This window comes from Achromobacter pulmonis (genome assembly GCF_902859765.1).
In the GTDB taxonomy this organism is placed as follows: Bacteria; Pseudomonadota; Gammaproteobacteria; order Burkholderiales; family Burkholderiaceae_B; genus Achromobacter; species Achromobacter pulmonis.
This window is the reverse complement of the sequence record NZ_CADIJV010000034.1, coordinates 17,274-31,838: the sequence shown is the minus strand read 5'-3', so window position 1 is coordinate 31,838 and position 14,565 is coordinate 17,274. Positions and strand designations below refer to the sequence as shown.

Sequence of the window (14,565 nt, the reverse complement as noted above, 5' to 3'; positions counted from 1 at the left end):
CTCGGTGTTGCCGAGGGGCTTTTCGTTGGGCGGGAAGAATTACTTCTTCTTGGCCTCGTCTTTCAGCTGCGGCAGCGAGGTGCCGGAGGCCGAGAGCAGGCCGGTCTGCGTGTAGGTGAACAGCTTGGCGCGGGTGTCGACGATGTCGAGGTTGCGCATGGTCAGCTGGCCGATGCGGTCGGCGGGCGTGAAGGGGGCGTTCTCGACCTTTTCCATCGACAGGCGCTCGGGGGCGTAGGTCAGGTTGGGCGATTCGGTGTTGAGCAGCGAGTAGTCGTTGCCGCGGCGCAGTTCGATGGTGACTTCGCCGGTGATGGCGCGAGCGACCCAGCGTTGGGCGGTTTCGCGCAGCATGATCGCTTGCGGGTCGAACCAGCGGCCCTGGTACAGCAGGCGGCCGAGCTTGCGGCCGCTTTCGCGGTATTGCTCGATGGTGTCTTCGTTGTGGATGCCGGTGACCAGGCGCTCGTAGGCGATGAACAGCAGGGCCAGGCCCGGGGCTTCGTAGATGCCGCGGCTCTTGGCTTCGATGATGCGGTTTTCGATCTGGTCGCTCATGCCCAGGCCGTGGCGGCCGCCAATGCGGTTGGCTTCGAGCATCAGTTCGACCGGGTCGCTGTATTCCACGCCGTTCAGGGCGACCGGTTGGCCTTCCGCGAAGCGGACGGTGACTTCCTCGGCCTTGACGGCGACGTCGTCGCGCCAGAACGCCACGCCCATGATGGGCTTGACGATGCGGATGCCGGAATTCAGGTGTTCCAGGTCCTTGGCTTCGTGGGTGGCGCCGAGCAGGTTGGAATCGGTGGAGTAGGCCTTTTCCGCCGACATCTTGTAGTCGAAGCCGGCCTGGCGCATGTACTCGGACATTTCCGAGCGGCCGCCGAGCTGGTCGATGAACTGCTGGTCGAGCCAGGGCTTGTAGATCTTCAGGTCGGGGTTGGTCAGCAGGCCGTAGCGGTAGAAGCGCTCGATGTCGTTGCCCTTGAAGGTGCTGCCGTCGCCCCAGATGTTGACGTCGTCTTCCTTCATGGCCGCCACCAGCATGGTGCCGGTGACGGCGCGGCCGATGGGCGTGGTGTTGAAGTAGGTGATGCCGGCGGTGGAGATGTGGAAGGCGCCGGCCTGCAGGGCGGCGATGCCTTCGGCCACCAGCTGCGCGCGGCAGTCGATCAGGCGGGCGTTCTCGGCGCCGTAGGCCATGGCCTTGCGCGGGATCTCGTCGTAGTCGGATTCGTCGGGCTGGCCCAGGTTCGCGGTGTAGGCGTAGGGGATGGCGCCGTTGTTGCGCATCCAGAGCAGCGCCGCGCTGGTGTCGAGGCCGCCGGAGAAGGCGATGCCGACCTTCTGGCCGGTGGGAAGGTTCGGGAGGATAGTGGTCATTGTTTGAGGTGAGACGCCAACGGGACTTTGACAGCAACGAGCCGCCAAACAAGAAATCTGGCCGCTATTTTAACTCTTTTGCCGGATAGGCTCGAACAACGCCGCCAGGTTCAACTGACGGATCAGTTCGCCTGTGGCCGTGGCCAGCCGGGTGGCGGGGCGGTGGCGGGCGCTGGCCAGCACCAGATTGTTGGTGATGCTGGGCGATACGATTTCGCTGAGCGACAGCACATGTTCTGCCGCCGGGCCGCGCGCGGCCGAGCGCGGCAGGATGGCGTAGGCATCGCCCTGCGCCGCCAGTTCGACAATGGTCTGCACCGCGTCGACCTCGGCCGCGACCTGCAGGCGCACGCCCTGGGCGCGGCAGACGCTCTCGACCAGGGTGCGGATGGCATTCGGCAGGCTGGGCAGCACCAGCGGATAGGCGCCCAGGCCGGCCACGGCGATGCGCGCGGGTAGGGGCGGCTGGTGATCGGGGGCGGCCACCAACACCAGGTTTTCCCGGAACAGCGATTCGTAGCCCAACTGCGGCGATGGCGCCGGGTCGTACAACAGGGCCAGATCGACCCGGCCGGCCAGCAACCATTCGCGCATTTGTGCGCTCAGGCCTTCGGCCACGGCGATCGAGGCGTCGGGAAAGCGGCGGCGGAATGCCTGCACCAGTGGCGGGGTGAGAGCCCGTGCGATGCGTGGCGGCAGGCCGACCACGACCTTGCCGGTGGGCGTTTCGCGCAGGCTCTGCAAATCCTGCTTGGCGCGGTCGGCCAGGGCCAGCAGGGCGCGGGCATGTTCCAGGAAGCGCAGGCCGGCCTCGGTCGGCTCGGCGCCACGGCCATTGCGGTAGAGCAGATGTTGGCCCAGTTCCAGTTCCAGCAGGCGCACCTGGCGGCTCAGGGTCGGCTGGGCCACGTCCAGCATTTCGGCGGCGCGAGAGAAGCTGCGTCGCTCGGCCACACGCACGAAATACTCGATCTGCTTCAGATCCATGGAAATTAGGTATTTATATTTTCTATATCTGAAATCAAAGATATAGCATTGTTAAGCAGACTGCAATCCGCGAGCATGGCGTTTTTCCTGCTGGATCCCGCCGTGTCCGATTGCCGTCCTCCGCTTGCCATGCCTTCCCGCCCCCGCCACGCGCTGCCGGCCGGGGCCTGCGATGCGCACTGCCATGTGTTCGGCCCGGCCGAGCTGTTTCCCTATGCCGAGGGACGTTCCTACACGCCGCCGGATGCGCCATACGCGAAGATGGCGGCGCTGCATGCGCACCTGGGTGTGCAGCGTGCGGTGGTGGTGCAGGCCAATTGCCACGGCAGCGATCATGCCGCCCTGCTCGACGCATTGGCGCAGAGCCAGGGCCGCTATCGCGGCGTGGCGCTGCTGGGCGCGGATGCCACGGCGGCTCGGGTGCGCCAGTTGCATGAGGGCGGGGTGCGCGGCGCGCGCTTCAATTTCGTGCCGCACCTGGGGGGCGCGCCCGATCCGGCGGTGTTCGACCACGTCGTCGGCCTGATCGCGCCGCTGGGCTGGCACATCTGCCTGCACCTGGACGGCGCCATGCTGCCTGGGCTGCTGCCGCGCCTGCGCGCGCTGCCGGTGCCGTTCGTGATCGACCATATGGGCCGTGTGCGGACCGCCGATGGTATGGACACGCCCGCGTTCCGGGCATTGCTGGACCTGGCGCGCGAGCCGCGCGCCTGGGTCAAGGTCTCGGGCATCGACCGCATCGCTTCCGGCAAGCGCCCCTTTGCCGAGGGCATTCCGTTCGTGCGCGCGCTGGTGGAGGCGCTGCCCGAGCGCACGCTGTGGGGCACCGATTGGCCGCATCCGAACGTGGCGGGCGATATGCCCGACGATGGCGAGCTGGCCGATGCTTTTTTCCTGGCCTGCCCGGATGCCGAGACGCGCCGGCAAGTGCTGGTGGACAACCCGGCGCGCCTCTATGGCTTTCCGTAGCCGCGCCAACGCCCGGCGACGGGCGTGAACAAGACGATATATCCCGAGGAGACAATTCATGTTCAAGAAATTCGTGTTCGCCGGCCTGCTGGGTCTGGCCAGCCTGGGCGCCACGGCGCATGCCGAGGGGCCGGTGCGGCTGATCATCGCCTTCCCGCCCGGCGGTCCGGTGGATCTGGTGGGGCGTGTACTGGCCGATCAACTGGGCAAAGAGCTCAAGCAGCAGGTCATCGTCGAGAACAAGGCCGGCGCCAATGGCAATATCGCGGCGGCCTACGTGGCCAAGGCGCCCGCCGACGGTTCCGTGTTGTTCCTGACGAGTGTGGGCGCGGTGGCCATCAGCCCGGCGCTCTACAAGGATCTGCCTTATGATCCGGCGCGTGATTTCGCGCCGGTCTCGCGCGTGGTCAACAATGCCACCGTATTCGTGGTGAACCCGGCCAACCCGGCGACCGACGCGGCGGACTTCGTCAAGCGCTCGCAAGCGGCCGCGCAGTCGGTGGCGATCGGTTCGTCGGGCATCGGCAGCATTCCGCACCTGACGCTGGAGATGTTCGCCGATGCCAGCAAGGCCAAGGTGCTGCATGTGCCGTACAAGGGCGCCGCGCCTGTGATCAACGACGTGCTCGGCAATCAGGTGGCCGGTTTCTTCGGCGACGTGCCCGGGCTGATCGGCCACATCCAGGGGGGCAAGCTCAAGGCGCTGGGCATTGCCGCGCCGACGCGCCATCCCCTGTTGCCGCAGGTCAAGACGCTGGCCGAGCAGGGCATCGCCGGGGTCGAGTCCAACAACTGGTATGGCATTGTGGCGCCGGCCGCCACGCCGCCCGCCACGGTGGAAAAGCTGAATCAGGCCGTGCGCGCCGCGCTCGGCAATGACGCCGTGCGTACCAAGCTGGAGAAGTTCGGCGCCCAGGCCGCGCCCAGTTCGCCTCAGGAACTGGCGGCCTTGATCGCCGCCGATCGCGAGAAGTGGGGCGCGTTGATCCAGCGCAAGAACATCCGCCCGGAGTGAGCATGAGCGACTGCCGAGTCTCGCCGGTCGTGCCGGGCACGCGTCCGGCCCTGGCCGAAATGGAAGCGCGCATCGCAGCCGCGCGCGGCCGCGTCTCGCCGTTGTACCAGGTACTGCTGAACAGTCCTGCAGTGGTGCAGGGCTGGGAGGCGATGCTGACCGCGATCCGCCTGAACACTTCGCTGTCGCCGCGGGTACGCGAGCTGATCATCCTGCGCGTGGCGACCCTGAACAACGCGCCTTATGAGTTCGACGCGCATGTGCCGCATGCGCTGGCCGCGGGGATGCCGCAGGCGGTGGTCGAGCAGTTGCGCGACGGGCCGCGCCCGGACGCCGTGCCGGGGCTGGAAGCGGGCGAGGCCGATGTTCTGGCCCTGACCGACGCCATGACCCGCGACATCGAGGTTCCGGACGCCCTGTTCGCGCCGCTGCGCGCGCGCTATAACGACCAGGAACTGGTCGAGTTGACCGCGACGGTGGCGGCCTACAACATGGTGTCGCGCTTCCTGGTGGCGTTGCGTGTGGGACACTGAAAGGAGCTTTGCATGGACAAGACGGTATTGCTGGTGTCGCTGGGTGAGCGTTTCGACGCAGCGCGCGCGGCCGCCATGGCGCAACGCCTGACCGAGGGGCTGGATGGCGTGCGGCTGCGCGTCTTCGCCGCGGTCGAGGAGGATGAAACCTACGTATATGTCGACGGCGATGCCGCCGGCCAGCCGGAAGTGCAGGCGCGCCTGGCCGAGCTGTTCCCGGGGGCGCAGGCACGCGTGCTGCACCGAACCCGGGACCTGGCAGGCGCGTCGGCCGGCTCGGATGCGCCCTGGCACTACATCGTCGAGACCGACGTGCTGCCCGAGGCCGAAGCCGATCTGAATGCGTGGTACGACCAGGAACACCTGCCGGGCCTGGCTTCGGTGCCTGGCACCGTGCGCGCGCAACGCTACGAGTGCCGCGACCAGGGGCCGCGCTACCTGGCCTGCTATGACCTGGAAACGCGCGAGACCTTTGGCAGCCCGCCATGGCTGGCGGTGCGCGCGACCGATTGGAGCAGTCGTGTGCGGCCGTCATTCCGTAACACGCGCCGCACCATGTTCCAGAAGGTGCTTTGAGCCAGAGGAACGGGGAGACAACGATGCACAAGCGCTGGGCGAAGGTGGCGTTGTGGGGCGCGTCGAGCGCGGCATGGTGATCGTGCGCGAGCGTCTGGCTCAATGGCTGGTATCCCGAGGTCAGCAAGAGCCGGCGTGTGGCCGGCAAGGCCACGCACGGGTGCCGGAAGCGCCGCAGGCCGTGGTCGACGCCATCGTGCGCTGGGAAACGTCGCTCGCGCCCTGAACGTCCGCGCGATGCGGGCAGAAAAAAAGCAGCCCCGCGGGGCTGCTTTTTTCAGGGGCGTGGCGCTTACTTCAACTGGCCCAGCAGCAGGAATTCCATCAGCGCCTTCTGTACGTGCAGGCGGTTCTCGGCTTCGTCCCAGACCACGCTCTGCGGGCCATCGATGACTTCGCCGGTGACTTCCTCGCCGCGGTGGGCGGGCAGGCAGTGCATGAACACGGCCTGGGGATCGGCGGCGGCCATCATCTCGGCGTCCACGCACCAGTCGGCGAAGGCGGCGCGGCGCTCGTCGTTCTCGGCCTCGTAGCCCATGCTGGTCCAGACGTCGGTGGTCACCAGGTGAGCGCCCTGGCAGGCCTGCATCGGGTCCTTGAACTGGCGCAACACCTTGTCCGACGGCGAACCGATGCGGGCGGCTTCGAGCTCGTAGCCGGCCGGGGTCGATACGTGCAGCGTGAAGCCGAGCATCTCGGCGGCCTGCAGCCAGGTGTAGGCCATGTTGTTGGCGTCGCCGACCCAGGCGACCGTCTTGCCGGCGATGGGGCCGCGGTGCTCGATGTAGGTGAAGATATCGGCCAGGATCTGGCAGGGGTGGAATTCGTTGGTCAGGCCGTTGATCACGGGCACGCGCGAGTGCGAGGCGAAGCGCTCGATGCGGGTCTGCTCGAACGTGCGGATCATGACGATGTCGACCATGCGCGAGATGACGCGCGCGGTGTCCTCGATGGGCTCGGAGCGGCCCAGCTGGGAATCATTGGAGGTCAGGTTGATGACCGAGCCGCCCATCTGGTACATGCCGGCCTCGAACGAGACGCGGGTACGGGTGCTGGCCTTTTCGAACACCATCGCCAGCGTGCGGTCGTGCAGCGGCATGTGGGGTTCGTAGCGCTTGAATTTTTCCTTGATCAGCCGCGCGCGGTCCAGCACGTAGGCGATCTCGGCGGACGAGAAGTCCTTGAACTGCAGGAAGTGCCGCAAGGGGCCGTTTTGAGTCGTGGGAGGAGTCATGGTGATGTCGCAGGTCATTGGGCCCGGACGGGCTCGTGGCCCGGGCGGGAGGTTGATTATGGATGTTCGGCCAGGAACTGTCGAATCAGCGGCGCCAGGATACCGACGATCTGATCGGCTTCGGCGCGCGACAGCACCAGCGGCGGCAACAGGCGGACGACGCGCTCGCGGGTAACGTTGATCAGCAGGCCTGCCTCCAGGGCGCGCAGGGCCAGCACGCCACAGGGACGGGTCAGTTCGATGCCCAGCATCAGGCCGCGGCCGCGCACCTCGGCCACGCCCGCCACGCCGGCCAGCTCGGCCGACAGCCGCGCCTGCAGGTGGCCGCCCACGGTGCGGGCGTTGTCCAGCAGGTTTTCCGCTTCCAGTGCGTCCAGCACCGCCAGGCCGGCCGCGCAGACCAGCGGGCCGCCGCCGAAGGTGGTGCCATGGCTGCCGGGGGTGAGGACGCCGGCGGCGGGGCCGGCGGCCAGCATCGCGCCTATCGGCACGCCGCCGGCCAGGCCCTTGGCCAGGGTCATGACGTCCGGCACGATGTCGGCCCACTGGTGGGCGAACCATTTGCCGGTGCGGCCGATGCCCGACTGGACCTCGTCGATCATCAGCAGCCAGCCGCGCTCGGTGCACAACTGGCGTACCTCTTGCAGGAAGGCGGCGTCGGAGGGACGGATGCCGCCTTCGCCCTGCAGCGCCTCCAGCAGCACGGCCGCCACGCGCGGTTCGGCGTCACCGGCGGCGCGGATCGCGGCAGCGTCGTTGTAGGGCACCTGAATGAAACCGGAGGGCAGGGGCTCGAAGCCCTTGCGCGCGTTGTCGCTGCCCGTGGCCGCCAGCGTCGCCAGGGTGCGCCCGTGCCAGGACGAATCCATCGTGATGATGTGGGCGTGGCGGTTGCCGCGTTGGTAGGCGTGGTAGCGCGCCAGCTTGATGGCGGCCTCGTTGGCCTCGGCGCCGCTGTTGTTGAACAGCACCTCGCGCATGCCGGACAGGCGCGCCAGGCGCGCGGCCAGCTCGGTCTGCAGCGGGATGTCGTAGAGGTTGGAGGTGTGGATGACGCGGGCGGCCTGTTCGCCGATGGCGGCCACCAGCCGCGGATGGGCATGGCCCAGACAGGAAACGCCGATGCCCGCCAGCGCGTCCAGGTACTTGCGACCCTGGGCGTCCCACAGCCACACGCCCTGGCCGTGCGTGAATGCGACCGGCAACCGGGCGTAAATATTGGCCAGCGGCGAGGTCATTGCGGGTCCTCCTGGGCTTTTTTTCCCTGGGCAAAGTGCCTTGCGGGACAGGGCAAAGGATCAATCATATACAATTCGCGGCGCGGGGCGCATGTTTGATCACGCCGACGATCCGGCTTAGTGGTGGGCGTTCCGTAGTGAAGAATCCATGGCAACTCGCGTCAGACAATTCGTAATTCATGGCGTTACCGAGAGCGGCAGCCGCTTTCGCCCCAGCGATTGGGCGGAACGGCTGGCCGGCGTAATGGCACAGTTCCGGCCTGCCGGCTGTGCGGGTAACCACCTCACCTATTCGCCCTACGTGCTTCCCGTCGTCATCGACGGCGTGCGCGGCATCGTGGTCGACCAGCGCTTGCGCGACCTCGAACCGCTGGCGTACAAGTTCGTGGTGGATTTCGCCCGCGACAACCACCTCAAGACGGAAGAACGCGAAATCTAGCCCCGCCAGAACCGAAAAAGCGCCCACCCCGGGCGCTTTTCCGTTTCCGGCCCATCGCAGACGCGCTCCGGCACCGGCCGTGGCGCGCGCCGCCGCCTGTGCGTGGCGGCGCGCGCCACGCTACTTCGCGTACACCAGGTCGCGCAGGCCCAGCGACAAGGCCGGCCAGTACGTGATCACGATCAGGCAGACGACCACCACCCCGACGAACGGGATCAGGGGCTTGATCAGGCGTTCCAGCGGCACCTTGGCCACCGCGCTGGCGGCGAACAGGTTCACCCCGAACGGCGGCGTGATCATGCCGAGCGCCAGGTTCACGACCATGATGATGCCGAAGTGCACCGGGTCCAGCCCGAATTTCACGGCGACCGGCAGCAACAGGGGGGCGAGCACCACGATCGACGCCGAGGTCTCGATGAACATGCCGATCAGGAACAGCGCCAGGTTCACGCCCATCAGGAATGTGATCTGCGTGTCGAACAATTGCGCCAGCCAGACGCCCAGGGCATCCGGAATGCCGGCGCGGTTCAGCAGGAAACTGAAGACGCCGGCATTGGCAATCACGAACATGATCACGGCGGTCGAGACGACCGATTTGTGCAGGGTGCCGGACAATTGCCTGAAGCTCAGGCGGCGGTAGATGAACTTGCCCACCACCACCGCGTACATCACCGCCACCACCGAGGCTTCGGTCGGGGTGAAGATGCCGCCGTAGATGCCGCCCAGGATGATCACCGGCATCATCAGGGCCAGCCAGGCGCGCTTGAAGGACGGCCACAGCGGCAGGCGGCCTTCGCCGTCGCGCTTGCCCAGGTGATTGCGTTTGGCGTAGAGCCAGACGTAGAACATCAGCGCCGTGCCGATCAGGATGCCGGGCAGCACGCCAGCGATGAACAGTTCGCCGGTCGAGGTGTCGGTGGACACCGCGAACAGAATCATCGGGATCGACGGCGGGATGATCACGCCCAGCTCGGCCGCGCTGGCCTGCAGCGAGGCGGCGAAGGGGGCGGGGTAGCCATGGCGCACCATGGCCGGGATCAGGATGGCGCCAACCGCGAAAGTGGTGGCCACGCTGGAGCCGGCCACGGCGGCGAAGATCATGCAGGTCAGCACGCAGGTGCAGGCCAGGCCGCCCTGGATGCCGCCGACCACGCTCTTGGCGAATTCCACCATGCGTTCGGAAATGCCGCCGGCTTCCATCAGGTTGCCAGCCAGGATGAAGAACGGGATCGCGACCAGTGGGTATTTGTCCAGCGCGGCGTACAGCTGCTGGGCCACCACCAGCCAGGGCAGGTTGGCGGCGCCGACTCCCGCCAGGCTGGCCAGTCCGATCGACACGGCGACCGGCACGGACAGCCCGAAGAAAATCAGCATCGAGACAATCATTAATTGGGACATGGCGATATCGGCTGCTTGTTCGGGGCGGGGCTCAACCTTGCGCGTCGTTGCGCACGGGGGCGTCTTCTTCCTGGCCGGCGCACCAGCGCGCCAGTACGGCGATGGCGGCGAGCGTCGCGCCAACCGGGATCGCCAGGTAGATCCAGGAAATCGAGATGTCCAGGCTGGGCACCGTCTGAAAGCGCACGCGGTAGGTCATGTGGCCGCCGATCCAGGCAATGAAACCGAGAAAGCCGGCGCAGATCAGGCCGATCACGGCCTCCAGCACGCGGCGGCGCATGCCACCCAGCAGGTTGCGCAGCAATTCGACGCTGATCATGGCGCCGTGGCGGAAGGCCAGGGCCACGCCCAGCAGCACGGTCCAGATCAGCAGGGCGCGGGTCAGCACCTCGCTCCAGTCGGCGGGCGAATGCAGCACGAAGCGGGCGATGACCTGGTAGAAGGCGGCGGCCGCGGCGGCCACCAGCAGGAGTTGGGCGATGACCGACACCAGTTTGAACAGGAGGCGGTCGAAGGCGCAGAGCAGACGCATGAGGGTTCCAGGAGCGGGTAACAAGGACGCGGCAGACCGGGAAGGCGGCCCCCGGCAGCGCGCGTGGCGGTGTCCGGGGATGGGCCGCGATTCCGGGCAGGCGCCACGCGCGGACCGGGCGGCCGGGGGACGAAAACCGGTTCCGTCATCCCGGCGCGTCCGGCCGCGCCGGCCTTGCGCTTTACTTGGTGTCGCGGATCGACTCGATCAGCTTCTTGTCGAACTTCTTGTAGTACTCGGGGTAGGCCGGTTCGACGGCGGCGGCGAAGGCGGCGCGGTCGACTTCGGTGACCTGCATGCCTTCCTTCTTGAGCTGCTCGACGCCGGTCTTCTCGATGTTGTCGACGTAGGCGCGCATGGCCTGGGCCGATGCCTTGCCGGCCTGGTCGAACTTGGCTTTGTCCTCGGCCGACAGGCTGTCATAGACGTTGGCGGACATCAGCACCAGCGCCGGGCCATAGACGTGGCCGGTCAGCGACAGGTACTTCTGCATCTGCGACAGTTTGGCCGAGGTGATCACCGACAGCGGGTTTTCCTGGCCGTCGATGGTGCCCTGCTGCAGGGCGGTGGCCACTTCCGGCCAGGCCATCGGCGTCGGCAGGATGCCGATCTGGCGGAAGGCGGTGATGTGGATGGGGTTTTCCGTGGTGCGGATTTTCAGGCCCTTGGCGTCCGCCGGGGTCTTGACCGGGCGCACGTTGTTGGTCAGATGGCGAAAGCCCTGTTCGCCCCAGGCCAGCGCGATGATGCCGCGGCTGGGGAACTTTGCCAGCATATCCTGTCCGATCTTGCTGTCCAGGACCTTGCGGGCGTGTTGCAGGTCGCGCAGCAGGAAGGGGATGTCGAAGACGCCCGTTTCCGGCACGAAGTTCAGCGTGGCGCCGGTCGAGACGATCGCCAGGTCGATGGTGCCGATCTGCAGGCCCTCGATCACTTCGCGTTCGCCGCCCAGCGCGCTGTTGGCGAATTGCTGGACCTTGAATTTGCCGTTGCTGGCGGTTTCGATGGATTTGGCGAAAGCGTCGGCGCCGGCGCCATAATGCGACGACGTGGACAGGGCATAGGCCATCTTGAGGGGGGCCTGGGCCGAGGCGGCCAGGGGCGCGGCGACCGCGCATGCGGCAAGCATCGTGGCCGCGAGCCAGGATTTACGCATTGTCTTCTCCAGGGGATCAGTATTTTTTTCAGCAAGTGTGAGGCGCCACGGGGGCGCTTCGCGCATGATAGCGGGATTCGGCCCCCATTCCGGCCGTTGGTTAACATTGGCAGATGATGGATTTCCCTGATGTCTCCCGGGCCAGGCGCCCCGGTTTCTGGACCACCCTGGCGCTGGGCGCCCGCATGATGCTGCGCGACGCCCGCGCCGGCGAGCTGCGGTTACTGGTGCTGGCCCTGGTGGTGGCGGTGGCCGCCGTCACCAGCGTGGGCTTCCTGGCGGACCGCGTCAGCCGGGCGCTGGAGCGCGACGCCGGACAGATGCTGGGCGCCGATCTGGTGCTGGACGCCGACGAGCCGGTGCCGCCGGCCTTCGTGGAGCAGGCGCGCGAGCGTGGCCTGGCGGTGTCCAGCACCTGGCAGTTCCCGTCCATGGTCAGCGCCGGCGAGGGCGCCCAGCTGGCCGCCCTGAAGGCGGTCCAACCCGGCTATCCGCTGCGCGGCGCCCTGCGGGTGACCGGCGCCCCATTCCAGCCCGATGCGCCCACCCGCGACATTCCGCCCGAGGGCGCGGTGTGGGTGGATGGGCAATTGCTGGCGCTGCTGGGCCTGAAGGTCGGCGACTTCCTCAACGTGGGCGACACCCGCCTGCGCATCGACCGGGTCATCACCTACGAACCGGATCGCGGCATGCAGTTCGTCAACGTCGCGCCGCGGGTCATGCTGCGCGCCAGCGACCTGCCGGCCACGGGCCTGATCGCGCCCGGCAGCCGGATCGGCTACGCGCTGCTGGTGGCCGGCCAGCCGGACGCGGTCGCCGATTATTCGGCCTGGCTCGGCCGCAACCTCAAGCGCGGCCAGAAGGTCGCCACCCTGGAGTCGGGACGGCCCGAGGTGCGCCGCACGCTGGACCGCGCGCAGCGCTTCCTGTCGCTGGTGGCGCTGCTGGCGGTGCTGATCTCGGCTGTGGCGGTGGCGCTGGCCGCCGGCCGCTACATGACGCGGCACCGCGACGGCATTGCCGTGATGCGCTGCCTGGGCGCGGTGCAATCGCAGATCGCGCGCATGCTGACCCTGGAATTCGCGCTGGTCGGCCTGTTCGCCTCGGCGGCCGGCTGCCTGCTGGGCTACGCGGTGCATCAGGCGCTGGTGATGGTGCTGGGCTCGCTCATCGACACGGCCCTGCCTGCGCCCTCGGCCATACCGGCCCTGCAGGGGCTGCTGACCGGTCTGCTGCTGTTGCTGGGCTTCGCCCTGCCGGCCCTGGCGCAGTTGCGCCACGTGCCGCCGGCGCGGGTGCTGCGGCGGGATGCCGACGTCATCAGCGCCCGCGGCGCGCTGGGCTATGGCGTCGGCGCGGTCGGTTTCGCGCTGCTGATCTGGTGGTTCGCCGGCGATGCGAAGCTGGGCGGGGTGGTGGCGGGCGGTTTCCTGGCGGCGTTCGCGCTGTTCGCGCTGGTGGCCTGGCTCTGCATCCTGGGCCTGGCGCGGTTGCGCGGCCTGGCCGCCGGCCTGCCGGCGCTGCGGTTCGCGCTGGCGGGCGTGGTGCGGCGGCGCGCCGCCACCATCACCCAGGTGTGCGCGCTGGCGGTGGGCCTGATGGCCCTGTTGCTGCTGGCCATGACCCGCACCGACCTGATCCAGGGCTGGCAGCGCACGCTGCCGCCGGACGCGCCCAACCGTTTTCTCATCAATGTGCAGCCGGACCAGCGCCAGGCCGTGACCGAGGCGCTGAGCCGCGAGGGGCTGGGTCGGATTGTGCTGTCGCCGATGGTGCGCGGCCGCCTGATCGCCATCAACGGCAAGCCGGTGGGGCCGGACGACTACGAGGAGCCGCGGGCCAAGCGCCTGGTGGACCGCGAATTCAACCTGTCCTATGGCGAGCAGTTGCCGTCGTCCAACCGCATCGAACAAGGCCGTTGGCTCAAGCCGGGCGCGGCCGAGGTATCGCTGGAGTCGGGCCTGGCCAAGACCCTGGGCATCAAGCTGGGCGACAAGATGACCTTCGATGTGGCCGGCCAGCAGTTCGAGGTGGCCGTGACCAGTACCCGGCGGGTGGATTGGGATACGATGCGCGTCAATTTTTTCGCCATCCTCACGCCCGCCACCCTGTCCGACATGCCGCAAAGCTGGATCACGTCCTTCTACCTGCCGCCCGAAAAGGCCCAGGTGCTGCCCGCGCTGGTGCGGCAGTTCCCGAACCTGACGGTGTTCGATGTGGGCGCCATCCTGCAGCAGTTGCAGTCGGTGCTCAACGAGGTCGGCCGCGCGGTGCAGCTGCTGTTCCTGTTCACGTTGGCGGCCGGGGTGCTGGTGCTGTCGGCCGCCCTGACCGCGACCCGCGACGAGCGCATGCGCGAGGCCGCGGTGCTGCGCGCGCTGGGCGCCACCCGGCGTCAGCTGGCGCGTTCGCAGCGCATCGAGCTGTGGGCGGTGGGCGGCCTGGCGGGCCTGCTGGCAGCGGCCGGCGCCAGCGCGATTGCTTGGGTTTTATCAACCCAGGTATTCGATTTCACGATTACCCTCAGCCTTTGGCCCTGGCTGGTGGGGATCGGCGCGGGCATGCTCGGCGCCTGGGCCGGCGGCGCGCTGGCGCTGCGCGGCGTGCTGCGCACCCCGCCGCTGGTCACCCTGAGAGAAACCTGATGACGACCTCCGTCCAAACCCCTACCGAACCCGTGGCAACCTCCCGCAGCATTTTCGATCTCCTGGGCGGCGAGCCCGGCGTGCGCGCTCTGGTCGACCGCTTCTACGACCTGATGGACATCGAGCCCGACCTGAAGGAACTGCGCGCCGCGCACGGTCCCAGTCTGGACGCGGCCCGCGACAAGCTGTTCTGGTTCCTGTGCGGCTACTTCGGCGGTCCCGACCACTACATCCAGCGCTTTGGCCATCCGCGCCTGCGGGCGCGGCACCTGCCGTTCTCGATCGGCCAGGTCGAGCGCGACCAATGGGTGGCCTGCATGGGCCGCGCCATGGAAGACGAGGGCATCGATCTGGCCCTGGTCGAGCGCCTGCTGCAATCGTTCTTCGGCGTGGCCGACTGGATGCGCAACCGTGAAGGCTGAGCGCGATGCCAGCGGCGCCCGGCGCCTCGGCTGGCCGGCGC

The 14,565-nt window shown here is 67.9% G+C and carries 15 protein-coding genes; 8 read left to right on the top strand and 7 right to left on the bottom strand.

All coding sequences use genetic code 11. The features are described 5' to 3' along the window. Window positions 1-39: 39 nt before the first annotated feature. The gene (gene argG / locus HV701_RS22485) at window positions 40-1,380 is read right to left on the bottom strand and encodes an argininosuccinate synthase (RefSeq protein ID WP_175135222.1); all 1,341 of its coding nucleotides are present in this window, start codon (window positions 1,378-1,380) and stop codon (window positions 40-42) included. Window positions 1,381-1,449: 69 nt separating this feature from the next. Next, window positions 1,450-2,367: a LysR substrate-binding domain-containing protein gene (locus HV701_RS22480; RefSeq protein ID WP_175135221.1), complete on the bottom strand. Its 918-nt coding sequence runs from the start codon at window positions 2,365-2,367 to the stop codon at window positions 1,450-1,452. Between the two features lie 102 nt (window positions 2,368-2,469). On the opposite strand from HV701_RS22480, the gene HV701_RS22475 reads away from it, so the two are divergent. The 5 genes from HV701_RS22475 to HV701_RS22455 all read left to right on the top strand — a co-directional run bounded on the left by HV701_RS22475 (window position 2,470) and on the right by HV701_RS22455 (window position 5,686). Then, the gene (locus HV701_RS22475; RefSeq protein ID WP_175135240.1) at window positions 2,470-3,336 is read left to right on the top strand and encodes an amidohydrolase family protein; all 867 of its coding nucleotides are present in this window, start codon (window positions 2,470-2,472) and stop codon (window positions 3,334-3,336) included. Between the two features lie 58 nt (window positions 3,337-3,394). After that, entirely contained in the window at window positions 3,395-4,351 is a 957-nt protein-coding gene (locus tag HV701_RS22470) for a Bug family tripartite tricarboxylate transporter substrate binding protein (RefSeq protein WP_175135220.1), read from the top strand. A 2-nt stretch (window positions 4,352-4,353) separates the two neighbouring features. After that, the gene (locus HV701_RS22465) at window positions 4,354-4,884 is read left to right on the top strand and encodes a carboxymuconolactone decarboxylase family protein (RefSeq protein ID WP_175135219.1); all 531 of its coding nucleotides are present in this window, start codon (window positions 4,354-4,356) and stop codon (window positions 4,882-4,884) included. A 12-nt stretch (window positions 4,885-4,896) separates the two neighbouring features. Continuing rightward, window positions 4,897-5,460: a DUF4286 family protein gene (locus tag HV701_RS22460; RefSeq protein ID WP_175135218.1), complete on the top strand. Its 564-nt coding sequence runs from the start codon at window positions 4,897-4,899 to the stop codon at window positions 5,458-5,460. 73 nt (window positions 5,461-5,533) lie between these two features. Next, window positions 5,534-5,686 (top strand): hypothetical protein, encoded by a 153-nt coding sequence (locus tag HV701_RS22455; protein WP_175135196.1) that lies wholly within the window; start codon window positions 5,534-5,536, stop codon window positions 5,684-5,686. A 66-nt stretch (window positions 5,687-5,752) separates the two neighbouring features. Here the strand turns inward: HV701_RS22455 and argF are convergent, their stop codons facing one another. Together argF and HV701_RS22445 are read right to left on the bottom strand one after the other, a co-directional pair. Then, entirely contained in the window at window positions 5,753-6,694 is a 942-nt protein-coding gene (gene argF, locus HV701_RS22450) for an ornithine carbamoyltransferase (protein ID WP_175135217.1), read from the bottom strand. Between the two features lie 56 nt (window positions 6,695-6,750). Next, the gene (locus tag HV701_RS22445) at window positions 6,751-7,932 is read right to left on the bottom strand and encodes an aspartate aminotransferase family protein (protein ID WP_175135216.1); all 1,182 of its coding nucleotides are present in this window, start codon (window positions 7,930-7,932) and stop codon (window positions 6,751-6,753) included. A 148-nt stretch (window positions 7,933-8,080) separates the two neighbouring features. Here HV701_RS22445 and HV701_RS22440 point away from each other — a divergent pair, with 148 nt between their 5' ends. Further along, window positions 8,081-8,371 carry a DUF3579 domain-containing protein gene (locus HV701_RS22440; protein WP_006388526.1) on the top strand — a complete coding sequence of 97 codons (291 nt, stop codon included), beginning with the start codon at window positions 8,081-8,083 and terminating at the stop codon, window positions 8,369-8,371. A 120-nt stretch (window positions 8,372-8,491) separates the two neighbouring features. On the opposite strand, the gene HV701_RS22435 is transcribed toward HV701_RS22440, so the two are convergent. The 3 genes from HV701_RS22435 to HV701_RS22425 form a co-directional block, all read right to left on the bottom strand. After that, window positions 8,492-9,769 (bottom strand): TRAP transporter large permease, encoded by a 1,278-nt coding sequence (locus HV701_RS22435; RefSeq protein ID WP_175135215.1) that lies wholly within the window; start codon window positions 9,767-9,769, stop codon window positions 8,492-8,494. 31 nt (window positions 9,770-9,800) lie between these two features. Further along, on the bottom strand, window positions 9,801-10,301 hold the full coding sequence (locus HV701_RS22430) for a TRAP transporter small permease (protein ID WP_175135214.1): 501 nt from the start codon (window positions 10,299-10,301) through the stop codon (window positions 9,801-9,803). Between the two features lie 181 nt (window positions 10,302-10,482). Next, window positions 10,483-11,457 (bottom strand): TRAP transporter substrate-binding protein, encoded by a 975-nt coding sequence (locus tag HV701_RS22425; protein ID WP_175135213.1) that lies wholly within the window; start codon window positions 11,455-11,457, stop codon window positions 10,483-10,485. Window positions 11,458-11,570: 113 nt separating this feature from the next. Between HV701_RS22425 and HV701_RS22420 the strand changes: the two genes are divergently transcribed. Together HV701_RS22420 and HV701_RS22415 are read left to right on the top strand one after the other, a co-directional pair. Continuing rightward, window positions 11,571-14,102 (top strand): ABC transporter permease, encoded by a 2,532-nt coding sequence (locus HV701_RS22420; protein WP_175135212.1) that lies wholly within the window; start codon window positions 11,571-11,573, stop codon window positions 14,100-14,102. Then, window positions 14,102-14,524 carry a group II truncated hemoglobin gene (locus tag HV701_RS22415; protein ID WP_175135211.1) on the top strand — a complete coding sequence of 141 codons (423 nt, stop codon included), beginning with the start codon at window positions 14,102-14,104 and terminating at the stop codon, window positions 14,522-14,524. The genes HV701_RS22420 and HV701_RS22415 overlap by 1 nt, the downstream gene beginning before the upstream one ends. Window positions 14,525-14,565: the final 41 nt, after the last annotated feature.